The organism is Streptomyces canus (genome assembly GCF_041435015.1).
Lineage (GTDB): Bacteria > Actinomycetota > Actinomycetes > Streptomycetales > Streptomycetaceae > Streptomyces > Streptomyces canus_G.
Map to the genome: position 1 here is coordinate 6591444 of NZ_CP107989.1, position 22584 is coordinate 6614027.

Here is a 22584-nt window from a genome sequence, read left to right on the forward strand (position 1 = left end):
GGGGGTCCTTCCTAGGCGTGGACGGGCTGGGCGTACTGGTTCGCGGGGCGCGGAAGGCCGTAGCGCTCCCGCAGGGTCTGTCGCGGGCCGTACTCTGCGCGGAGCAGACCGCGAGTGCGCAGGATCGGGACGACGTGGTCGACGAACGCGTCCAGGCCGGACGGCAGCACCGGGGGCATGATGTTGAAGCCGTCGGCGGCGCCCTGCGTGAACCAGGTCTCGATGGCGTCGGCGACCTGCTCGGGCGTACCGGCGAAGGTGAGATGGCCACGCCCGCCGCCGAGCCGCCCGATCAGCTGCCGCACGGTGAGACGGTCGCGCCGGGCCAGCTCCACGACGAGCGTGTAGCGGCTCTTCGCGCCCTCCACGGCGGACTCCGGCGGCAGGTCGGAGGGGAGCAGCCGGTCCAACTCAAGGGAACCTGCGGGCAGTTGCAGCAGCCGCTCCAGGTTGGCCACGCCGTGGTGGTGCACGATGTGGTCCTCCAGCTCCCGCTCCTTCGCGAGCGCCTCGGCCTCCGTGGCACCGATGACGGGGACGATGCCGGGGAGCACCTTGATGTGGTCGGGGTCCCGGCCGGCCGCGGCGGTACGGGACTTGAGGTCGGCGTAGAAGGCCCGGGCGTCCTCGATGGTCTGCTGGGCGGTGAACACCGCCTCCGCGTACCGGGACGCGAACTCCTTGCCGTCCTCGCTGGAGCCCGCCTGCACGAGCAGGGGGTAACCCTGCGGGGTGCGGGGCACGTTGAGCGCGCCCTCGACGCTGAAGTACGTCCCCTGGTGCCGGGGCGGGTGGACCTTCGTGTCGTCGCCCCAGACGCCGGCGGCCTTGTCGCCGACGATCGCGTCGTCCTCCCAGCTGTCCCAGAGCTTGAGGGCCACGTCGAGGAACTCACCGGCCCGGGCGTACCGGTCCGCGTGGGCGGGCTCGTGCTCGAGACCGAAGTTGCGGGCGGCCTCCTTGCCCGCGGTGGTGACGATGTTCCAGCCCGCCCGGCCGCCGCTGATGATGTCCAGCGAGGCGAACTTCCGGGCCAGGTTGTAGGGGGAGTTGTAGGAGGTCGAGGCGGTCGCGATCAGCCCGATGTGCTCGGTGGCCGTCGCCAGCGCGGTCAGCAGGGTGAGCGGCTCCAGCGCACCGGCGGGCCGCTGGGCGAGGTTGCTCCACAACTGCGGCCCGTCGGCCAGGAAGAGCGAGTCGAAGGTGCCGCGCTCGGCGATCCGGGCGAGGCGGACGTAGTGGTCGAGCGAGACGTGCGCGAACGGGTCGCTCTCGGGGAGGCGCCAGGAGGCCTCGTGGTGGCCGGTGTTCATCAGGAACGCGTTGAGGTGGAGCTGTCCGCTGGTCATGCGTGGTCCTCCGTCACACCGAGCGCGGCCAGCAGCCGCTCCCGGTACTCGCCCAGCAGGGGGTCCCGGTACGAACGCGGGTGCGGGCGGTCGATGGTCAGGTCGAGGCCGATGCGGCCCTGTTCGAGTACGAGCACCCGGTCGGCGAGCACGATCGCCTCGTCCACGTCGTGGGTGACGAGGAGAACGGACGGCTGGTGGCGCTTCCACAGCTCCCGCAGCAACGCGTGCATCTTGATGCGCGTCAACGCGTCAAGGGCTCCGAACGGCTCGTCGGCCAGCAGGAGTTCGGGTTCGCGGACCAGGGAGCGGGCAAGGGCGGCGCGCTGGGCCTCGCCGCCGGAGAGCTCGTTGGGCCAGGCGCGTTCGCGGCCCTCCAGACCCACCTCGGCGAGCGCCTCCCGGCCCCTGTCCTCGCCGTCCGTGCCCAGCAGGACGTTGTCCAGCACCCGCCGCCAGGGCAGCAGCCGTGAGTCCTGGAAGACCACGGACACCCGTTCGGGAGCCGTGAGCCGGCCGCTGCCCACGACCTCGTGGTCCAGCCCCGCCACCGCCCGTAGCAGCGTGCTCTTTCCGGAGCCGCTGTGCCCGAGCAGGGCGACGAACTGTCCGGCCGGGATGTCGAGATCGATGCCGTCCAGGACCGTACGCCCGCCGAACGACCGGGTCAGGCCCCGGAGTCGGACGGCCGGCCGGGTCAGCTGCTCAGTGTGCGTCGCCATGACAGCACCCTCCGTTCGACGAGACGGACCGCGCTGTCGGAGACCAGGCCGAAGACGCCGTAGACGACGAGACCGACGAGGATCACATCGCTCTGGCCGTAGTTCTGGGCCTGGAACATCAGGTAGCCGAGTCCGCTGGTGGCGTTGATCTGCTCCAGGACGACCAGGCCCAGCCAGGAGCCGGTGACGCCGAGCCGCAGGCCCACGAAGAATCCGGGCAGCGCGCCGGGGACGACGATCTGCCGCACGAAGGCGAACCTCGACAGCCCCTGCACCTCGGCGAGTTCGACGAAGCGGTGGTCGATGCCGGCCAGCGCGGCATGGGTGTTCAGATAGATCGGGATGTAGACGACGATCGCGATGATCGCGACCTTGAAGGTCTCGCCGATGCCCAGCCAGAGGATGAACAGCGGGATCAGACCGAGGGTCGGGATCGCCCGGTTGAGGTTGACCGTCCCGTCGATCAGCGCCTCGCCCGTCCGGCTGAGACCGGAGGCCAGGGCCAGCAGGACCCCGGCGACCAGGCCGATCGCGAAGCCGGTCGCGGCCCGCTGGAGCGAGGTCAGGATGTCGGTGGGCAGGGTCCCGTCGGTCCACAGGTGGGCGCCCGTCCTCACCACCGTCCAGGGTGCCGGGATCGCGGCCGGGTCGAGCTGTCCGGCGGCGGAGGCGGCGGCCCACAGGGCGAGGAGGAGGACCGGTCCGGCGAGCCGGGCGGCGGGCAGCCGCCTGCCGGGGGAGAGCCGGCGGCGCCTGCGGACCTGGGGTGTGTCCTTCGCCGGGGCGAGCGTGACGGCGGCTCCGGTCGTGGTCACGGCGCTCACCTCCGGTACTCCGCGGCCACGGCCTTCGCGGCGATGCCCTCGAAGCGGTGGTCGAAGAGGTCGCCCACGTCGAACTTCTTCACGAAGCCGCCCTCCGCCAGCAGATCGGCGGTCTCCTGCTCCCACTTGATCGCCTCGCTCCAACTCGGCGGGAACAGGGGCTTGTTGGCGAGGGCGGTGACCGCCTTGGCCTGGGCGAGGGTCAGGTTCTGCGTCTTGACGTAGAACTGCTCGTTCCAGATGTCGGGGTTCTCGTACGCCCACACCTGGCCCTTGGCCCAGTACGGGATGTAGGCGGCGACCGCGGCGGCCTTCGCGGAGTCGGCCAGCACGGAGGTCGGCGCCCACAGGAGGGTGAGCAGGTCGACGACGTCGGTGGTGACGGCGTGGGCGCCCTTGGCCTCGTACTGCGACAGATAGGCGGGCGCCTGGCTGTTGGCGAGCGGCGCGATGTCCACCTGGCCCGACTGGAGGGCGGTGAAGAACTGGTTGCTGGTCAGCGGGACGAGCTTGACGTCGTCGTACGCGATGCCGGCCTTCTTCAACGCCCGCAGGAGAACGACGCCTTGGGCCTGGCCCTGGGAGAAGGCGAGCCGCTTCCCCTTGAAGTCCTCGACCGTGCGGATGTCGCTGCCGGGCTTGGTGGCGAAGACATAGCTCGGTTTGCGGGTGATGTTGATCGCGACGATCTTCGCGTCGAATCCCTGGTAGTGCGCCTGGATCGGCGGAATACCCGCGTTGGTGGCGACCTCCAGGGAACCCGCACGGAAGGCGTTGATGACATCGGGCCCTGCGGCGATATTCGCCCAGCTCGACACCTTGAACGGAAGCGCACCCAACTTACCCAGTTTCAATTGGAGTTGCTGGGTGCCGAGATACGAGGCGATCTTCAGGCTGGTACCCGCCGGGACCTTGGCGGCGAGCGGGGCGGACAGGGCGTCCTTGCTGTCGGCGGCGGCACTGCTTCCGGCGCAGCCGCTCAGCCCGGCGACGCCGGCCGCGGCACCGAGGATCGAGGAGAGGAACAGACGCCGGTCGATGCCGGACGTACGGGAAACAGGCATGGGAGAGCTCCCGGAATCAGCGCCGGAACAGCGCAGGGGAAAGCACGAAGAAGGAAAATCAACGCAGGGGAAATGAGCGCGTCACGCGGGGCAGCGTGTCAGCAACAAAGGGTGCGACAGTACAGGTGCGGGCTCATGAACAGGATGTTCGCGGTCATGCGGAGGCTCTGTCAACATTCGGAGTTTCTGAATTAATTCCGCTCAGGTGGGAGAGGGTGAGCGGATCCCGGTAGAGCACGTCGAGGGCCACCGCACCGCCCGCCACGGCGAGCACGGAATCCGGGAAACCCGTGGGCAGCACGGACGTCGCGCGTTCGCTCCCCACCCCCTCGCGCAGGGCGGCGAGGCAGTCCTGCCGGTGCATGACACCGACCTCGGTGACCACGACCGTCTCCGGGTTCAGCACGTCGAGCAGCAGCCGTGCCGCCCGTCCGACGGCACCCGCACGCTCCACCAGCAGCCGTACCGCCTCCGGATCGCCCGCGGCCGCCGCCGCGACCACGTGCATCGGGTTGCGGCCCTCGATGACGCCCGCCCGCCGGGCCCGCCGGCACAGCGTCCGCTCGCTCAACTCGGCCTGGAGGCAACCGGTCCGGCCGCACTCGCAGGGCTCCGAGCCGCCCGGCACCGGCAGATGGGCGATGGCGCCCGCCTGCGAGCGCGGCCCGTGATGCACCTCGTCGTTGGTGGCGAACGCCGCGTCCACCACGTTGCCGACGAACAGATGCAGCACGCTCCGGCTGCCGCGCGCCCGCCCGAACAGCCGCTCCGCGTTGACCAACGCCCGCGCGTGCCCGTCCACATGGACCGGCAGCCCGGTGCGGTCGCCCAGCACCTCCCGTACCGGCACCTCGTGCCAGCCCAGCAGGGGGTGCTCGACGACGGTCCCGGAGTCCCGGTCCACCCAGCCGCCGACGGCCACGCCGACGCCGAGCGGCCGGCAGCCGGGGGCCGCGTCCAACAGAGCCCCGAGCGCTTCGGCGGCGCGCGCCAACACCGGCTCGGGAGCGGTGTGTTCGTGCTTCAGCTCGCGGCGCGCCAGCACCCGGCCGCGCAGATCGAGCAGCGCGACCGTGGTGTACGGCACCGCCACGTGCACGCCGCCGACCACGAACCGTGAGTCGTCCAGGTCGACGGGGACGTGCGGGCGCCCCACACCGTTCGACCGCCGGGGTACGGCCGACTCGCGGATCAGCCCGAGCTCGCTGAAGCGGGCGCAGTGGTCGGTGACGGAGGCGGGGGACAGCCCGGTCAGCCGGGAGATGGTGCTGCGGGCCACCGGGCCGTGCTCCAGCACGGACCGCAGGACCACGCTGGCGCTGGTCCGGCGCCGGGACATGGGAGTGGGGGTGACAGGGGGTGCCTCGGTACGGGGCATGGAAGACCGTCCTCGGGAACGGGGGCCGACACGTCTCGGAGGATGAGGCGCGCCGGAGCCCGCCTCACGCCGGACGGCGACAGACGGCCGTGCCCACACGTCGCAGATCGACGTGGCGACGCGACGAGAAGTACCGGGACTGGGCGACCATGAGGGAAGAGTAGGTCAGGAACGGTGAATCCGACCAGACCACTAGGATTCGTTTGGAGATTTCCCACAGCGGTGTGAACGGCGTCCCTGTATCCCCGGCCACCTCACCTCAGTGACAGGGGTCACGCCGAACCCGGTGTAACCCGCACTCTTTGTTCGGAGCCCACCAAGCCCCCGTTCCCCGCTTTGTCGGGCGCTGACGGTGATCGGCCGGAGCGCGCTGGGATAGCGTCACGACGTCCCCCGCCGTTCACACCCTCGCGGAGTCCCCATGAGCACCGCCGTCGCCCCCCTTCGCACCGGCCAGGTCCTCGCCGACCTGATCCCCGCCTCCCGCGTCCGGGACGTCGCGCTCGTGGTCGGCGGCGCCGCGCTCACCGGCCTCGCCGCGCAGCTCTCCGTCCCCGTGCCGGGCTCCCCGGTTCCGGTGACGGGCCAGACCTTCGCCGCGCTGCTCGTCGGCACGACCCTGGGCGCCCGCCGCGGTGTCGCCTCCCTCGCCCTGTACGCGCTGGCAGGCCTCGCCGGTCTCCCGTGGTTCGCCCAGGGCACCTCCGGGTTCTCCGTCTCCTTCGGTTACATCCTCGGCATGATCCTCGCCTCCGCCGCCGTCGGCGCCCTGGCCCGCCGTGGTGCCGACCGCTCGCTGCTGCGCACGGCGGGCACGATGCTGGTCGGTGAGGCGATCATCTACGCCATCGGCGTCCCCTACCTCGCCTACGCCGCCGACATGTCGGTCTCCGCCGCGATCGCGGCCGGCCTCACCCCGTTCCTCCTCGGTGACGCTCTCAAGGCCGCTCTGGCCATGGGGGTGCTCCCCACCGCCTGGAAGCTCGTCAAGCGCTGACACGCCTCCCGAAGAGGCTCGCCGGGTCGTACCGCGACTCCAACTCGGCGAGCCTCTTCCGCGTTTCGGCGTCGTACAGTCCCTCGGTCCGGTCCCCGGCCCCGAAGGCGAAGTTGACGGTACGGCCGAGGGTGGTGGCCTCGAGCAGCCGGAAGGCCGGGTCCAGCAGCTCGCGCGCCTGATGACGCCCGCCGCCGGTCAACAGCCGTAGCAGAAACCGCCCTTCGCGGTACGGCACCGAGTTCGGCGCCGGCCGGGCCAGCGCCCCGCCCAGATGATTGATCTGTACGACCACCATGGCACCCGCGCCTGGCCCGGTCCGCGCGAGCAGCTCGGCGGCCCGCTCCACGTCCAGTTCGCCGAGCACCGCGCTGTCTCCGTAGTAGCTGTGCGGGACGTCGGGGTCGCTGTGGATGGTGTGGCTCTCGGCGTACGGCATCTCGCGCAGCGAGTCCGCGAGCACCGGGCCCATCTCCCGCAGCGGCGCGACGAGTCGGCCGCCGTCGGCGCCGGTGTGGGCGACCCGTACGGAGACGACGTACCGCCCCCGCAGGTGGGGCGGCAGCGCCGGGATGTCCGGATACGGTACGGCCGCGAAGGACGAGGTCAGTGTGGACGGCACGGTCCCGGTCCACTCCTTGTACGCCCGCAGCGCGTCCGCCGGATCGACCTCGCGGCCGTCGAAGGCGAGCGAACCACCGTAGAGGGTCCGCACGGGGACGAGTCCCATCTCCAGTTCGGTGACGACCCCGAGGCGGTGGCCGCCGCCGAGGAGGCCCCAGTAGAGCTCGGACTCCTCGGTGACATGGCGCAGTCGGCCGTCCGCGGTGACGACGTCGAGCGAGCGGACGTGGTCGGCCGCGTAGCCGAACTCCCGCGCCAGGATGCCGAGTCCGCCGCCGAGCGTGTACGACACGGCACCGACGCCGGGCGCGGAACCGTTGAGGGGTGCGAGCCCGTACGGCTCGGCCGCCTCGACCACCTGACCCCAGCGGACACCCGCCTGGACGCGGGCGGTGCGGGCCGCGGGATCGATGGCCACCCGGTCCATGCGCCGGGTGCTGATGAGCGCGCCGCCCTCCACCGCGCCGGGCAGCCCGTGTCCGGTGGCCAGCACGGTGACGGGCAGCCGCGCGCCGGCCGCCTGACGCACGGCGGTGACCACGTCGTCGGCGGAGCGGACGGGGAACACCAGATCGGGGCGCAGGGCGAACCCGGTCTGGAAGCTGCTGACGTCGTCGTCGGTCGAGGTGTTCATGCCGGACATGCTGGAGGCATAACCTGACAGTTTCCGTCAGGTTATGCCTCCACCGGTTTCCCGCTCCGGGTCAGCAGGTGGTGTGCCGCGGCCGCCGCTGCGACCACCACAGCCCGGCCGCGCCCGCCGCCATCAGCGAGGCGCCCGCGGCCCCGAGAGGCAGCAGGTCCCGCCCGACCCCGGTCTTGGGCAGTTCGTCACCGCCGGGTGCCACCGGCTTGTTGTCGGTGCCCAGCAGCAGCGGGGTGGCCGGGGCGTTCGGCGACGGGTTCGTCGTACCGAAGGGAACCGGGCCCTGCTGCCAGAACGTCTTCTTTCCGTCGCCGGTCTGCACCGGCAGACAGATCTTTCCGGTCTTCTTGAGATCGAATGTCGCGTCGACGGCGTATGACTTCGACTTACCGGCGGCGAGATTGTCGACGGGGCAGATGAAACCGCTGTTCGAGCCCTCCGGCAGATCCTTTTCTTCCATCGGAGAGCAGCCTTGAACGTTTTTGACCGTCATGCCGTCGAAACCGACGACCAAAAGCCTGATCTTTCCGCTGTCCTTGCTCCCGTCGTTCTTCACGGTGGCCGTGAGGTCGGTCTTCTGCGAGCTGTTGTCGACGGAGATCGTCCCGGGCAGTGTCGTCGTCAGCTCCACGCCCGCCGGTGCCTCGTCAACGGCCTTTCCCCCCTTACTGCTTGCGGGTCCCTCGTCCGCGCTCGCGGTGACGGAAAAGATCATCACCGTCGAGAAAGCTGCCGTGACCAGCGATCCGGCAATGGTCGTCATGCGACGAGAACTCATGTTCGTCCCCCTTGGCTGCGCCTGAATTCGCAGTACTTGAAGAGGTACCACAAGATTTCTCCGCACTATGCTGGTACGGCGCGAAGTGTGACCATTGTGTTCCAGTCGGGGCATCGTTGAGGGGGTGCAGCGGATTGCCGGGGAATGCGGGAGACACGGGAAATGCGAGGAACGGCGGAGTTCCAGGGCTCCTGGTGGCAGGGCGCTATCGCCTGGTCGAGAGTATCGGCCAGGGGGGAATGGGGCGGGTGTGGCGAGCCGCCGACGAAATGCTCGACCGGCAGGTCGCGGTCAAGGAGATGCGGATCGACGGCCTCGACGCGGAGGACACCCGCACCCGCCGTGAACGGACCCTGCGCGAGGCCAGGGCCACGGCCCGGATCGACCACCCGAACGTCGTGCGGATCTACGACGTCGTGGACGAGGGTGAACGCCTGTGGATCGTCATGGAGTTGGTCAACGGCCGCTCCCTGGAACGGATGACGGTGGAGGACGGCCCGCTGGGCCCGCGCGAGACGGCGCTCCTCGGCCTGGGGTTGGTGCAGGCCCTCCGCCAGGTCCACGCCCGGGGCGTCCTGCACCGGGACATCAAACCCGGGAACGTCCTGGTGGAGTCCGGCGACCGCGCCGGCCACCGGATCGTGCTGACGGACTTCGGCATCGCCGCGATGCAGGACGCCAAGGCGCTCACCATGGTCGGCATGCTCGTCGGCTCCCCCGACTACATGGCCCCCGAGCGGGTCTCCGGCCGCCCCCAGGGGCCGCCGTCGGACATCTGGTCCCTGGGCGCGACCTTGTGCGCGGCCCTGGGCGGCCGCTCCCCCTTCTCCCGCGACACCACCCTGGCCACGCTGCACGCCGTCCTCTACGAGGAGCCGGAACTCCCCGCCGCGGCAGGCCCGTTGACCGACATCCTGGCGGCCCTTCTGGAGAAGGACCCCTCGATACGCCCGGCCCTGGACGACGTGGAGTCGGCCCTGCACACGGTCGCGTTCCCCACGCCCACGCCCACGCCGACTTTGACGATCGGGGCGGGAGACGACGCCGGGACGCCGGAACCCGCTGAGCGGCGAGGGCCGGGCCTGGATGCCGACGAGGCGGACGAGCAGGGGCCGGCGGAGGGACGCGGGCGCGAAGAGGGGGCCGCGGAAGAAGGGGAACGGGAGTATCGGCCGGGAGACCCGGGGCGGGTGGACCCTGCGCGGGCGTCGGGTGTCGGTGGGGTGGATTCCGCGCGGGTGCCGGGTGCGGGCCAAGGGGAGTCTGCGCGGGCGCGGGGTGCGGGCCGGGTGCACCCTGTGCAGGCGGCGGGGCCCGGGCGGGATGGCGGGGTGCAGACGTCGGAGACGGCGCCGGTATCGGAGCGAGCTCCGGCGGTGCGGGATCCGCGGGTGCCGGAGACGGGGCCCGGGGCTGCCGTACGTGATCCTGCTGTTGTGGAGCCGTCGGATGCCGTGCCGGTCGGGCATGCCTTCTCGGGCGCGGATGATGACGAGGGCTCGGGTCCGCCGTCGGACGGGGCTGGGTCCGTTACCGACGTTGCCGGGTCGGCCGTAGGCGAATCGGTACGTGAGCCTGCCGTTGTGGAGCCGTCGGATGCCGTGCCGCCAGGGTTTGCCTTCTCGGGTGCGGTCGGTGACAGGGACTCGGCGGTCGCCGAGGCCCCCACCCCCGCCGAGCCGTTCTCGACCGACCGCGTCGCCAGTGCCTCCAGCGAGGCCGCCTCGGAGGAGCGTTCGGAGGTCCGGTCGGAGACACCGTCCGGGAGCGCGGTGGGAGCCGTACTCCGGGCGGGTGCCACCACGGCCAGTACACCCCTCGCCAGCGCTCCCACGCAGGACTCCCTCTCGGCGGGCGCCCCCACGGAGCACTTCCCGATGCCGGACGCACCGACACGGGACACTCCCACGCGCGCGGCCTCCGCCCTCACCCGTATCGGCCCGGTGCCCGCGACCCACCGCGGCTCCGGCACCGGAGTCTCCTTGGTCCGCGGCAAGCAGGCCGTACCCGACCAATCGGGAGCAGAGGGCACCACGGCAGGCACCGGCACCTCTCACACCGACGGCTCCGCTGCCAACCTCCGTACTGACCCCAGCTCCACCGACGGTCGGGACCCCGCCCTGATCCTCGGCCCCCACCCCCACCGCACACCCCCGGGCGAACCCCCCGGCCCCGCCCACCCCGCCCATCGACCCCGCGGCCGCCGCCGAACCGCCCTGGTCGCCGCCGGAAGCATGGTCGCCGCGGGTGCCGCCGTGGTTGCGATCGTCCTCACCACCACCTCCGGCTCACCCGGCGACGACAAGGCGGGCGGCTCCCCGTCCGCCTCGGGCTCCGCTTCCGTCTCCGCCCCGGAATCCGGCGCCTCCACCCCCGCCGGCACCCCGTCCTCCACCGTCGAGGGCACCTCACGCCCCCGTTCGCTCCCGCCCGGCGCACACGAGGAGGCCGGTGGGTTCGCGTGGGCGACCCCGACCGGCTGGCGGCGGGACGTGAAGACCGGGGCGGAGGTCCACTACACCTCGCCCGACGGAAAGCAGGAGCTCGCGGCCAAGTCGTCCCTCGCCCGAGGCGACTTGATGGAGACCTGGCGGACCTCCGAGCAGAACGCCCACCAGGGCCAGGACTACGCCAAGATCCGCCTGGAGGAGACGACGTTCCGCGATTACCCCGCGGTCGTCTGGGAGTACACGTTCACCCTCGACGGCATCCCCTGGCACGCCCAGCTCCTCGGCTTCACCGTGGGCGACAAGTCGTACCAGATCAACACCTGGTATCAGCCGGACACCGAGACGCAGGCCCTCAGGACGTACGAGAAGGTGAAAGACAGCTTCACCCTGCTTTGAATCCTCCCCTCCCTGAGGGGAGGGGATTCCTGGCTCAGGCCGCCTTCTGGAGCAGCGCTCCGGGAGGTCTTGCGCCATCAGCGCCAGCCGGGTTGAGACCAGCCCGGACGAGCATCACGCGGGCGGAGTTCTTGTCCCTGGGGGACACGTTTCCGCACGCGGTGCAGGTGTAGGTGCGCTCACCCAGCGGCAGGCGATGCTTTGCTCTCGCATCGCAGTGCGCGCAGTCCATCGTGGTGTGCGCGGGGTGGACGAGGCGGATGTCCCGCCCGTGTTTGCGGCCCATCTCGATCAGAGCGGCCTTGGCGGCGCCGATGGATGCGTCAGCGGCCTTGCGGGCCATGGTGGTCCTGGCCAGGAACTTCGGGCGGAAGTCCTCGACCGCGATGGCGTCGTGGTCGCGGACCACCTTCTTGGTCCACTTGCGGCCGGTGTCCTCCCGCTGCCTGGCGACCTTTTCGTGCGCCTTCGCCCGCAGTCTCTTCGCCTCGCGGTAGCCCTTCGATGCCGGTTGTCCCTTCTTCGGTCGGCGGCGGGCCATCATCCGGTCGTACCGGGCCAGCTGCGCCCGGGCCTTCCTGCCGTGCCCGGCGTGGGGGAGGTCGTGCGCGTCCGACGTGGTGGTCGCGGTCTCCTTCACGCCCCAGTCGCTGCCGAGTACGCGGCCGGACCTGGGCAGGGGCTCGGCGTGGGCGGGGACGACGAACGAGGCGTACCAGTGTCCGAGGCTGTCCTGGTACAGGCGCACCGAGGACGGCTGGGCCGGCAGTTCCCGCGACCACACCACCGCCACGACGATGCCGCCCGCGAGGTGCAGCCGGCCGTCCTTCAACCGGAAGCCGCGCTGGGTGTAGTTGAGGGTCGGCGCTGCCTCGCGCTTCTTCTTGTACGTGGGCATCCCCGCCCGGCGCGCCATGGGCAGGCGCGCTTCGATGTCCTTGTGCGCCTTGGCGCGGGAGCGGCCGAAGTCACGGATGACCTGCTGCTGGCAAACCGACGAGCCCTCACGCAGCCACGGCGTGCGAGCGCGGGCTTCGGTCAGCATCCGGTCGAGCTGAGCCGGACCGCGCGTGGCCTTTTCGCCGGTCGCCTTGTTGTGCAGGTGCACAGCCTTGGACTTGGCCACGCATTCGTTCCACACCCAGCGGCACCGGTCCCACTCCGCCCCCAAGGCGGTGCGGGCAGCGGCCGACACGCGCAGCCGGTACGTGCAACGGGCATGCCCGGCCTCTCCGGTCGCCCCCCACCTGCGCCATCTCGCCCCCTCACGCCCCCGGCCGGGACATCGCGCCGTCCCGAATTCTGTGAAGGACCATACGTACGACAGCCGAACAGACACCCTCGATCCCCCAGTCATCACCCCGACCAGCGATCACGGGAACACAGGTTCGCATCACCTCGGCGGCACCGGCAGCGGCACGGGCGCTCCCGCGCCCTGAACCGGATGCGGCGACGCTCCGCGTAGCGACACGCGGATGCGGTTCCTCCCCTGCCTGAACGCCGGGGCCCCTTGCAAGAAAGGTGAACGCCACAGGAGAAGGGCCCCGCGGCACACGCCACGGGGCCCCGGTCACACGCCTGTTCAGACGGAGACCTTGTCCGTCACCTCACCGGCCGAGGCGGCGGTCGCCCGCCCGCGCCCGACCTTCTCCTTCACCACGGCGATGACCAGCACCACCGCCGCGACGAGGAGCGACAGCAGCACGGTCTCCCGCCCGTCGTGCTCCGTGTCGGTCAGCATGTACCCGAGGACGAACACGATCAACGCGGCCGTCGCCCAGGTCAGATACGGGTACAGCCACATCTTCACGACCAGCTTCTCCGGCGCCTCGGCCTGGATGATCTTCCGCATCCGCAGCTGCGAGAAGCAGATGACCAGCCACACGAACAGGGCCACCGCACCGGAGGAGTTGACGAGGAAGAGGAAGATCTTGTCGGGGGAGAGGTAGTTGAAGAAGACGGCGACGAAGCCGAACACCACCGACGCGAGGATCGCGGCCATCGGCACGCCCCGCCCGTTGACCCGCGCGAACGCCTTGGGCGCGTCGCCCCGCTCGCCGAGCGAGAAGGCCATCCGGGAGGCCGTGTAGAGGCCGGAGTTGAGACAGGACAGCACCGAGGTCAGCACGATGAAGTTCATGATCTGACCGGCGTGCGCGATCCCGAGGGAGTCGAGCGCGGCGACGTAGGAGCCGTCGTCCTGGATGGACTTGGAGTCCCACGGCAGCAGGGTGACCACGACGAAGATCGAGCCGAGGTAGAAGACCCCGATACGCCAGATGATGCTGTTGGTCGACTTGGTCACGGCCCGCTGCGGGTCCTCCGACTCACCGGCGGCGAGCGTCGCGATCTCGCTGCCCATGAAGGAGAAGACGACGAGCAGGACACCGGTGAGGATGGCGCCGGGCCCGTTGGGCAGGAAACCGCTGTGGTCGGTCAGGTTGGAGAGCCCCGCCTGGTCGGCGTCGACGCCCGGCAGCACACCGAACACGGCGAGCAGACCGATGACGATGAACGCCCCGATCGCCACGACCTTGATCCCGGCGAACCAGAACTCGAACTCGCCGTAGGACCCGACGGAGACGAGGTTGGTGGCGGTCAGCACCACCATCACGATCAGCGCCCACCCCCACTGCGGTACGGCGGGTATCCACCCTTCGAGGATCTTGGCACCGGCGGTCGCCTCGACGGCGAGCACGACGACCCAGAAGAACCAGTACAGCCAGCCGATGGAGAAACCGGCCCAGCGCCCGAGCGCCCGGTCGGCGTGGGCCGAGAAGGAGCCGGAGTTCGGATTCGCGGCGGACATCTCACCGAGCATCCGCATCACGAGGACGACCAGCGTGCCGACGAGCGCGTACGACAGCAGGATGCCGGGTCCGGCGGTGGCGATACCGGAGCTGGAGCCCACGAAAAGGCCCGCTCCGATGACACCGCCGATGGCGATCATCGAGAGGTGACGGTTCTTGAGTCCGGCCTGGAGACCAGTCATACGGGGAATTCCTTCGTGCCGGGTGTGGGGTACCCGTACGAGCGGTGTACGGGTCGGTCCAGTGAATCGGAGGCGAAGAAGTTCGTGAACCTTTGAATCCAGATTGTTACTTGAGGTTTGCTTGAGGTTCCATTGTTGGGTTCACGGTTTTCCTGGCCGACACCCGGGGCTGCTGCCCTGAAACAGCCGTGTCACACTCATCCCATGCGCGTGTATCTCGGCTCCGACCATGCGGGCTTCGAACTCAAGAACCACCTCGTCGACTGGCTCAAGGCGGCCGGTCACGATGCGGTCGACTGCGGCCCCCACATCTACGACGCCCAGGACGACTACCCGCCGTTCTGCCTCCGCGCCGCCGAGCGCACGGCTGCCGACCCCGATGCCCTCGGCGTCGTGATCGGCGGCTCCGGCAACGGCGAGCAGATCGCGGCGAACAAGGTCAAGGGCGTCCGGGCGGCCCTCGCCTGGAGCGAGGAGACCGCGTCGCTGGGCCGCCAGCACAACAACGCCAACGTCGTCGCGGTGGGCGCTCGCATGCACACCACGGAGGAGGCGACGAAGTTCGTCGAGACCTTCCTCGCGACGCCGTTCTCGGGCGACGAGCGCCACCAGCGCCGCATCGACATGCTGGCCGACTACGAGACCACGGGCGACCTGCCGGCCATCCCGGCACACCACCCCCAGCAGTAGCGATTCAGCCCCTCCGGCGTTTGAGGAGCCGGGGGTCCGGGGGCGGAGCCCCTGGGGCGGGGGCGAAGGGGGCGGCGCCCCCTGGGGATGGGACGGGTAGGGGCGGCGGGGGCGAGAAAGACCCCGGCGCTCACCCCTGACACGCAACAGAGGAGCCACCGTGCCTGAGGGGCACACCATCCACCGCCTGGCACAGGACTACGCCGAAGCCTTCACCGGCACGGAACCCCGCGTCACCAGCCCCCAGGGCAAGTTCTCGGACGCCGCCGCCCTCCTCACCGGCTCCGAGCTCACCCACACCGAGGCCCACGGCAAACACCTCTTCCTGGGCTTCCGCGACACCGACTGGGTCCACATCCACCTCGGCCTCTTCGGCAAGGTCACCTTCGGCGCGGCCCCGGCACCCCCACCCACCGACACCGTCCGCCTCCGCCTCGCGAACACCACGGCGTACGTCGACCTCCGCGGCCCCACGACCTGCGCCCTGATCACCCCCACCGAGAAACAGTCGATACACGACCGCCTCGGCCCGGACCCCCTCCGCGAGGACGCCGACCCGCGGACCGCGTATCAGCGGATCTCCCGCAGCCGTACGACGATCGCCGCCCTCCTGATGGACCAGAAGGTCATCGCGGGCGTGGGCAACGTCTACCGGGCGGAGGTCCTCTTCCGTCACGGCGTCGACCCGTACCGCGCGGGCAGGGACATCACCCCCGCCGAGTGGGACGCGATCTGGGCCGATCTGGTCGAGCTCATGCGCGAGGGTGTGCGGAACAACCGCATCGACACCGTCCGCCTGGAACACATGCCTGAGACCATGGGCCGCCCGCCCCGCGTCGACGACCACGGCGGCGAGGTCTACGTGTACCGCAGGGCCAACATGCCCTGCCACATCTGTGGCGGCGAGATCCGCACCGCCGATCTCGCCGCCCGCAACCTCTTCTGGTGCCCGGCCTGCCAGAAACCCTGACGACAGGCCCCTAGAACCCGTGCGGCAGCCAGGGCGCCACCGCCGACCCGAACCCCACCGCCGCCTCGGCCAACGCCCCCTGCCGCACCTCCCGCACCAACCCGGCCCCCGCCAGCGAGGCGAGGCTCACGCCGCCGAGATAGGCCGCCGCCAACTCCCGTACGGACAGGACGAGATCGGCCGGGTCCGTCGTACGGTCGCACGACGCTCCCTTCGCGTCCCCGCTGAGCCGCCAACGGCCTGAGTTCCAGGGGCAGAAGGCGTCCTCGACCTCCAACACCACGTCCACCGGCGCCTGATACGTCCGCGCCTCCAGCGCGGCCCCGACGTCCACCAGCCGTACGTGCAGCGAGTCCCGCACCAGCAGCGAGCAGCGCCGGATGTCGGAGACGAGGTACTGCCAGACCTCGTCGACCGGCCGCCGCCGCACGTCGATCCGCGAGGTGAGGTCGAGGTCGAACAAGAACCGCCACAGCGCGCCGTGCGTGGCCGGATCCAGCGCCTCCAGGTCGGAGACCACCACCGTGCCCCTGGGCCCGGCCGGCTCCCAGTCCGCCTTGACCCGGTACCGCACGAACCCCACGACCTCGCCGTCCCGCTCCGCGACCACGCACTGCAGCGGTGAGGCGCCGTCCCGGTCGCTCTCCGGGTCGAGCAGCCACAGCCGCTCCCAGCCGGGGACCCGGACGATCATCCCGGGCCGCCGCGGCACGAGCCGGGCGTACACCGCCTCGCACGCGTCGAGCACGTCGGCGGGCGCCGCGTACCGCAGCCGTACGTCGTCCGTGCCGGGCGGTACGGACAGCCGCACCCGGGTCGTGTCGATATCGGCGTTGACGTGATGGGTGGCGGCGCCGTACCCGAACCGGCCGTAGATCACCGGCTCGGAGGCCGTGAGCACGGCCAACGGCTCGCCCCAGGACCGTACGTCGTCCAACTGGCGCCGCATCATCGAGGTCAGCACCCCGCGCCGCCGGTGCGTGCCGGCCACGCCGACCATGGTGACGCCGGCCGCGGGCACGGAGGCGCCGCCCGGCACGGTCATCCGGAAGGCGAACGCCCCCGCCGTGCCCACACATCGCTCGCCGTCCCAGGCGCCGATGAACCGCTCGTCCACGCTGAGCTCACGCCACAGCTCCCGCTCCTCGGCCGACTCCGGGACCCCGCCGAAGGCGCGGATCAGGTTGCCGTACCACTCGTCCCATTCGTCCTGCCGAAGCACCCGCAAGTCAGTCCCCATGAACCATGCCTACCAGGGCATTGCGGGACGAGCGAGGGAATTTCCCCGGGACCCGTCACCGGCCGGGGCGTGCACGGCCCCCCGGAGACTGTGAAGTTGAACCTCGCACGGGGGACAAGTCGTACCTCCTGTGCCAAGCAGGGGGTTCGACGGATAAGGTCCCGAACTAATGGCAGCAGGACGAGAGCGGCGCGCGGAAGCCGAGACGTTCACGGCCCGGTTGAGGATGCAGTGGCACCGGGTCCGCGTCGGCCTGCGCAGAAGTGCCGTGGACTACTTCCGCGGCGACGGCTCGGACTGGGTCGCGCTGGCCGGTCTGCTCCTGACCGTCCCGGTGATCGCGGCCATTACTTTGATGAACTCGGTGTGGTGCTCACCGGCCGCGCTGGTCCTGCCGATCGTCGCCGGTGGACTGCTGCTGCGCCCGGCGAGCCTGCTCGGCCTGTACGCGGCGGCGGCGACGGCCCTGATCGTGGAGTCGGTGCAGCTGGGGCCCTACACCGAGGGACCGTCCCGGGTCACCCCGGGCGTGGTCCTGGTCGTGGCCGCCTGTGGCTTCTTCGGCCTGCTGATCGCCCAGTTCCGCAGCCGGGTCGGGGTGCCCTGGCGGCGCGGCGGCACCATGCTGTTCGACCTGCGCGAACGCATCCGGGTGCAGAGCAAGCTGCCGCAGCTGCCGCACGGCTGGCACCGGGAGATGGCGCTGCGTCCCGCGGGCGGCCAGTCGTTCTCCGGTGACTTCGTTGTCGCGGCCCGGACCAACGGCGGCCGGACGATGGAGGTCGTCCTGACGGACGTCTCCGGGAAGGGCATGGACGCGGGATCGCGTGCGCTGCTGCTGTCGGGGGCGTTCGGCGGCCTGCTGGGTTCACTGCCCCCGCACGCCTTCCTGCCCGCCGCGAACGGCTATCTGCTCCGCCAGGACTGGGACGAGGGCTTCGCGACCTCCATCCACCTGGTCCTGGACCTCGACTCCGGCGACTACGAGCTCTACTCGGCCGGCCATCCGCCGGGGCTGCAACTCAGCGCGGGCAGCGGCCGGTGGGAGGAGAAGGCCGCGGAGGGCCCGCTCCTCGGGGTCTACGACGGCGCCCAGTTCGACCCGGTGAAGGGTTCGCTGCGGCCCGGTGACGTGTTGATGCTCTTCACCGACGGTCTGGTCGAGACGTCCGACCGGGACATAGTGGAGGGCATCGACCGCCTGACGGGCGAGGCCGACCGTTATGTGGCGGGCGGCTTCCACGGTGCCGCGTGGCACCTGATCGAGGCGGTCGCGAAGGACGTCAACGACGACCGGGCGCTGCTGCTGATCTGCCGGGAAGGGCCTACGGCCCAGGCCGCGCCGCGCTGACCAGGACCCCGGGGTGGTGTTCACCACTGCCCGGCACCCTCGTCCACGGCCCCTTCGCCGGCATGACCATCGTGCTCGGCCGCACCGCCGCCGGCCTCCGGGCCCCCGCGGCGCCGCGGCACGACACACTGGAGCAATGACCGACGAGTTGACCCTGGCCGAAGTCGAGGCCCTCGCCCGCGCCGCGCACGAGGGCCAGACCGACAAGGCGGGACGGCCCTACGCCGAACACCTGCGGGCGGTCGCCGAGGGCGTACGCGCGCGGGGCGGCGACGACGAGCAGATCGCGGCGGCCTGGCTGCACGATTCCGTCGAGGACGACGCGCTCTCCGCGCACTGGCTCGACCAGGCCGCGCTGAGCCGCCGTACGAAGGACATCGTGCTCGCCGTCACCAAGCGGGCCGGCGAGCCGCCCGAGGCGTACGCCCGGCGCATCCTGGCGACCCCGGGCGCGCTGCTGGTGAAGGAGGCCGACCTGGCGCACAACGCGGACCCCGCGCGCCTGGCGGTCCTGGACGAGATGACGCGGAAACGACTGACCGAGAAGTACGCGGGGATGCGCGCGCTTCTCGGTCTGAGCCGGGGGTCCGACTAGGCGTCGACCTTCTCGCGAGGAGCCGTCGTCGTCCGTTCCCGAACCCGGGCCACGTCGCCGGCGTCCTTCCTGAACGCCCAGTTCATGTCGGGCTCCATCGCGAACCGGAAGACCCGGCGTACCGGCGAGGTGCACAGCAGAGTGACGGCGATCGCGGCCAGGGCGCTCACGAAGAGCTCGCCGAGCGGCCGGTGCAGCCAGGCGTGGTCGAACCAGCCCGCGAAACCGGCGCCCTTGATCAGGAAGCCGTGCAGCAGATAGCCGTACAGCGTGCCCGCGCCGAGCGCGGTGAACCACATCCGCCGACCCGGCACCCAGGCGAAGAAACAGGCCGTCAGCAGCAGCGAACTGCCGAACATGGCCAGCACCATGACCGGTCCCGTCCACCAGGGCGCGCCCATCTCCTGGACGGCGTTGCGGTGGTAGAACCACTCGGTGTTCATCCGCGGCACCGCCCACCAGCCGACGGCGAGGGCGGCCGCGAACACCGGCACCGCCGCGATCCGCATCGAGCGGCGCCGCACCATACGGAAGTGCTCGGGCTTCATGACCAGGCCCAGCACGAAGTACGGCAGGAACTGCAGCACCCGCTGGAGGTCGAGGTCGTCGCCGATGTCCGGGGTCACGGACGCCAGCATCGCGATGCCGAGCGCGAGCGGCAGCGGCCACCGCACCAGCTTCCAGATCGGCGTGGTCAGCCGCCAGATGAACAGCGCCACCAGGAACCAGGTCAGGAACCACGGGTCCAGGAGGCTGATGTCCATGCCCGGATCGTGGTCGGCGTAGCGCTTGAAGAGGGAGTACGCCGTCTCGAAGAGGACGTACGGCACGGCGACGCCGGTGATCAGCCGCCGCAGCCGGTCCGGGCGCATGTCGAAACTACGGGAGAAGAAGCCGGAGATGACGATGAACGCCGGCATGTGGAACGAGTACACGACCGTGTACACGCCCTCCAGGATCCGGCTGTCGCCCTTGAGCGGCTCCCAGGAGTGCGCGACGGCCACCAGGACGATCGCCAGGTACTTGGCGTTGTCGAAGAAGGAGTCGCGCTGCTTGGCGGGCGGCGGGTCCTGCGGCGAGCGCGGACGGGGGACTGCGTCGGCGGCGGCTGGAAACATCTGAGGCACCCTAGCCTCGGCTGTGTGTTTCCGTAAAACCGGTCGTCTCGTGGCCGGTTGTTCACTTCTGAGCCGACTTCAACAGGCCTGCATTGTCAGGATTCATCCACCCGAAATGCCGCATAACAACAGTCTTCGCAGGTCTGTGTCGACCATTCGAAATCCCTGCGAACGGGATGTGTGGACGCGGTGGGTGAGTACCGAAAGGAACCGGCCACGGGGTGCGGAGCGTGTATCGGCATGGCCAAACGTTGCCTCACCGGCCGCATATGCGGGCCGCGTTGGTGGCACGATGGTTCTGGCGGGGGTCGCGGGGTCGCGTCCCCGGGCCGGGAGAGCGGGACCGACCGAGGGTGTGATGAGTTGTGGCCATTTCGCTGTCAGTGGTGCTGCTGTTGGGGATCATCCTGGTGGTGTTGATGCGGGGAGGATCCATCAAGGCCGGCCCCGCCATAGTCGCGGTGCTCTTCGGCTTCTTCCTCGCCTCGACCGGCATGGCCGACGACATCCAACGCTTCCTGGACTCGATAGCGGACACCATCAACTCGATCCAGTTCTAGCTCGGACGACCGAGCGACCGGACGAACACGACGAAACCTCCGGCCCGATCCCCTCGGGGGACCGGGCCGGAGGTCTTCGTGCAGCGGGAGTCCACGGTCTCGCCCCATGGCGGGTTGCAGTCGCGGAGCCGAAGGATCGCGGTGATCCTGACAGTGGAACGTGACCGGCGTCGCCACGGGCGTTGCGCGTCGGTGACCGTGCTGTACAGGAAGGTGGTGGCCATGGCGGCGATCCCGAGCGAGACGCGGCGGGGGTACGGGGGGTCGGGCAGCAGCGAAGGACTCAGCGGCCCGTCCCTGTTCGCCGGGGCCGCGCTGATGCTCAGCGGGCCGCTCAGCATCCTCATGGGTGCATCCGGCATCGCGGACGACAGCTTGTTCGCCGCCTCCCGGTACTCCTATCGGTTCGACCTGACCGCTTGGGGCTGGATTCACCTGGTGGTCGGACTGGCACTCGTCATCGCCGGTTTGGGTGTCGTGACGAACAAGAGCTGGGGGCGCGGTGTCGGCGTGGCGGCGGCAGGCCTCAGCCTGATCACCCAGTTCATGTTCGTCCCGTACTACCCGGTGTGGGCCATCCCGGTGATGACCCTTGACCTCTTGATCATCTTTGGGCTGACGAGGTTCCACGTCGGAACAGACGGCCGATGAACAGGACAGGAAACGATCAGGGCCAGGCGGAGGATTGATCCTCTGACCTGGCCCTGAGTCGTATGGAGCGGGCGACGGGAATCGAACCCGCGTAGCTAGTTTGGAAGACTAGGGCTCTACCATTGAGCTACGCCCGCACAGCACGCGCCGCGGTCCCGGTGACCGACGGCACGAAAGCATCGTACCGGGTCGTCACCGTTCCTGTGGACTGAGCGGGAGTGAGTCCGTTCAGCCGCGCGCCCCGAACGGTCTTGGGCGAGCTGATCCCCGGCGTACTCGACCCCGGGTGGCGACACGCATCCTGTGTGTGGTCCGAGCCCGGGAGGCCAGTTCCCTCACGACCTGGCCCCGCACGCTGACGCCGTACCCGGTGTCCCAGGTCGCACGACCACGCTAGCCCAAACAGCCCAGGGCGCCGCAAGCCCGTAAGTGGACGATCACACGATCGAGCTAATGCGGCCTTGTGTGCATTTCCTGGTGAGCAGCACGGACCCCTCGTCGCACACCCCTTCCGCACGTGCCCCCGACGGCACGGCTCCTGAGCGGGACTGCCGCCACCAGCACGCCGAGACGCGCGGAGCCGACGCGCCCCTCACCGGCTGGGTCCGTTTCCGTCGGCGCCCGGTGCGTCCCTGGTCGCGGTCCCTCGCCGTAGCGTGCGCGGCCGGCCTGAGAGTCGCGAGGTCCGACATCGTGCCCGTCCGGCTGCCGTAGCTACACCCGCCCGCCGCCCCCTCGCGGCGCGGCCGCCAACGGAGTGCACCCGGCCCCTGGCCTCGCCATCCGGTTTCCCTCGGGCGGGCCCCCGCACGGCTCGGCCCCGAGGTCGGGACGGGTACAGGTGGGCGGCGCCGGGCCCCGGCCGGGCTGGTTTCGACACCCCCGGCGGGGCATCCGTCGTAGCCGCGCGTGGGCCTGTTCCGAGCGGGGCTCGCGAAATGCGGCAACCCCGCTGCCTGCGGGCATGTACCCTACGTGTCGCACCAGACGGGGTGTGGCGCAGCTTGGTAGCGCGTCCGCTTTGGGAGCGGAAGGCCGTGGGTTCAAATCCCGCCACCCCGACCACCTGCGCGGTCACCTCGCGCGGCCGTACACAGTGATCGCCTTTGGGGCGTGTCGCCGCTGCCGTTACTATGCAAGCTGCACGCCCGTGTGCCTCATCCTCTGGATCTCCACTGGAAGTCCTCCG

19 protein-coding genes, 2 tRNA genes and 1 pseudogene are annotated in these 22584 nt (G+C 70.4%); 10 read left to right on the forward strand and 12 right to left on the reverse strand.

All coding sequences use genetic code 11. The features are described 5' to 3' along the window. Window positions 1–11: 11 nt before the first annotated feature. The 5 genes from OG841_RS30200 to OG841_RS30220 form a co-directional block, all read right to left on the reverse strand. Window positions 12–1349, reverse strand: coding sequence for an LLM class flavin-dependent oxidoreductase (locus tag OG841_RS30200; protein ID WP_371567250.1), 1338 nt, complete (start codon window positions 1347–1349; stop codon window positions 12–14). Next, the gene (locus OG841_RS30205; protein ID WP_328638628.1) at window positions 1346–2071 is read right to left on the reverse strand and encodes an ABC transporter ATP-binding protein; all 726 of its coding nucleotides are present in this window, start codon (window positions 2069–2071) and stop codon (window positions 1346–1348) included. The genes OG841_RS30200 and OG841_RS30205 overlap by 4 nt, the downstream gene beginning before the upstream one ends. Then, on the reverse strand, window positions 2047–2895 hold the full coding sequence (locus OG841_RS30210) for an ABC transporter permease (protein WP_371567253.1): 849 nt from the start codon (window positions 2893–2895) through the stop codon (window positions 2047–2049). The genes OG841_RS30205 and OG841_RS30210 overlap by 25 nt, the downstream gene beginning before the upstream one ends. Beyond that, window positions 2892–3959: an ABC transporter substrate-binding protein gene (locus OG841_RS30215; RefSeq protein WP_328638626.1), complete on the reverse strand. Its 1068-nt coding sequence runs from the start codon at window positions 3957–3959 to the stop codon at window positions 2892–2894. Before OG841_RS30215 ends, OG841_RS30210 begins: the two co-directional genes overlap by 4 nt. Before the next feature lie 154 nt (window positions 3960–4113). Further along, entirely contained in the window at window positions 4114–5337 is a 1224-nt protein-coding gene (locus OG841_RS30220) for an ROK family transcriptional regulator (RefSeq protein WP_371567255.1), read from the reverse strand. A 421-nt stretch (window positions 5338–5758) separates the two neighbouring features. Between OG841_RS30220 and OG841_RS30225 the strand changes: the two genes are divergently transcribed. Beyond that, complete coding sequence (locus OG841_RS30225; protein ID WP_328638624.1) at window positions 5759–6334, forward strand: biotin transporter BioY; 576 nt, start codon at window positions 5759–5761, stop codon at window positions 6332–6334. Here the strand turns inward: OG841_RS30225 and OG841_RS30230 are convergent. Then, window positions 6324–7592 (reverse strand): FAD-binding oxidoreductase, encoded by a 1269-nt coding sequence (locus tag OG841_RS30230; protein ID WP_328638623.1) that lies wholly within the window; start codon window positions 7590–7592, stop codon window positions 6324–6326. The genes OG841_RS30225 and OG841_RS30230 overlap by 11 nt on opposite strands. Window positions 7593–7662: 70 nt before the next feature. Beyond that, window positions 7663–8382: an LPXTG cell wall anchor domain-containing protein gene (locus OG841_RS30235; RefSeq protein ID WP_328643537.1), complete on the reverse strand. Its 720-nt coding sequence runs from the start codon at window positions 8380–8382 to the stop codon at window positions 7663–7665. Window positions 8383–8621: 239 nt separating this feature from the next. Between OG841_RS30235 and OG841_RS48650 the strand changes: the two are divergent. Beyond that, window positions 8622–9395 (forward strand): annotated as a pseudogene (locus tag OG841_RS48650) (serine/threonine-protein kinase); the annotation flags it as partial. 1867 nt (window positions 9396–11262) lie between these two features. Here the strand turns inward: OG841_RS48650 and OG841_RS30245 are convergent. Both OG841_RS30245 and OG841_RS30250 read right to left on the reverse strand, forming a co-directional pair. Continuing rightward, a complete protein-coding gene (locus OG841_RS30245; RefSeq protein WP_371567259.1) occupies window positions 11263–12423 on the reverse strand; it encodes an RNA-guided endonuclease InsQ/TnpB family protein in 1161 nt (386 codons plus the stop codon). Window positions 12424–12810: 387 nt separating this feature from the next. Then, on the reverse strand, window positions 12811–14220 hold the full coding sequence (locus tag OG841_RS30250) for an amino acid permease (RefSeq protein ID WP_328638620.1): 1410 nt from the start codon (window positions 14218–14220) through the stop codon (window positions 12811–12813). A gap of 204 nt (window positions 14221–14424) precedes the next feature. On the opposite strand from OG841_RS30250, the gene OG841_RS30255 reads away from it, so the two are divergent. Both OG841_RS30255 and OG841_RS30260 read left to right on the forward strand, forming a co-directional pair. Beyond that, on the forward strand, window positions 14425–14910 hold the full coding sequence (locus OG841_RS30255; RefSeq protein WP_328638619.1) for a ribose-5-phosphate isomerase: 486 nt from the start codon (window positions 14425–14427) through the stop codon (window positions 14908–14910). Between the two features lie 160 nt (window positions 14911–15070). Continuing rightward, complete coding sequence (locus OG841_RS30260; protein ID WP_365115157.1) at window positions 15071–15880, forward strand: Fpg/Nei family DNA glycosylase; 810 nt, start codon at window positions 15071–15073, stop codon at window positions 15878–15880. Window positions 15881–15890: 10 nt separating this feature from the next. On the opposite strand, the gene OG841_RS30265 is transcribed toward OG841_RS30260, so the two are convergent. Continuing rightward, window positions 15891–17120, reverse strand: coding sequence for a GNAT family N-acetyltransferase (locus OG841_RS30265; protein WP_328638617.1), 1230 nt, complete (start codon window positions 17118–17120; stop codon window positions 15891–15893). Between the two features lie 169 nt (window positions 17121–17289). Between OG841_RS30265 and OG841_RS30270 the strand changes: the two genes are divergently transcribed. Beyond that, window positions 17290–18471, forward strand: a complete 1182-nt coding sequence (locus OG841_RS30270; protein ID WP_328638616.1) for a PP2C family protein-serine/threonine phosphatase — start codon at window positions 17290–17292, stop codon at window positions 18469–18471. A gap of 136 nt (window positions 18472–18607) precedes the next feature. Beyond that, window positions 18608–19066, forward strand: coding sequence for an HD domain-containing protein (locus tag OG841_RS30275; protein WP_371567263.1), 459 nt, complete (start codon window positions 18608–18610; stop codon window positions 19064–19066). Here OG841_RS30275 and OG841_RS30280 read toward each other — a convergent pair. Continuing rightward, on the reverse strand, window positions 19063–20184 hold the full coding sequence (locus tag OG841_RS30280) for an acyltransferase family protein (protein WP_365115162.1): 1122 nt from the start codon (window positions 20182–20184) through the stop codon (window positions 19063–19065). The genes OG841_RS30275 and OG841_RS30280 overlap by 4 nt on opposite strands. 365 nt (window positions 20185–20549) lie before the next feature. Here OG841_RS30280 and OG841_RS30285 point away from each other — a divergent pair, with 365 nt between their 5' ends. Together OG841_RS30285 and OG841_RS30290 are read left to right on the forward strand one after the other, a co-directional pair. Continuing rightward, on the forward strand, window positions 20550–20744 hold the full coding sequence (locus tag OG841_RS30285; protein WP_020136157.1) for a hypothetical protein: 195 nt from the start codon (window positions 20550–20552) through the stop codon (window positions 20742–20744). A gap of 141 nt (window positions 20745–20885) precedes the next feature. Continuing rightward, window positions 20886–21395 (forward strand): DUF7144 family membrane protein, encoded by a 510-nt coding sequence (locus tag OG841_RS30290; RefSeq protein WP_371567265.1) that lies wholly within the window; start codon window positions 20886–20888, stop codon window positions 21393–21395. A gap of 63 nt (window positions 21396–21458) precedes the next feature. Here the strand turns inward: OG841_RS30290 and OG841_RS30295 are convergent. Further along, window positions 21459–21532 (reverse strand) — tRNA-Gly (locus OG841_RS30295). 340 nt (window positions 21533–21872) lie between these two features. On the opposite strand from OG841_RS30295, the gene OG841_RS30300 reads away from it, so the two are divergent. Further along, on the forward strand, window positions 21873–22109 hold the full coding sequence (locus OG841_RS30300) for a hypothetical protein (RefSeq protein ID WP_371567267.1): 237 nt from the start codon (window positions 21873–21875) through the stop codon (window positions 22107–22109). A 274-nt stretch (window positions 22110–22383) separates the two neighbouring features. Continuing rightward, window positions 22384–22460 (forward strand) — tRNA-Pro (locus OG841_RS30305). The last annotated feature ends 124 nt before the right edge of the window (window positions 22461–22584 follow it).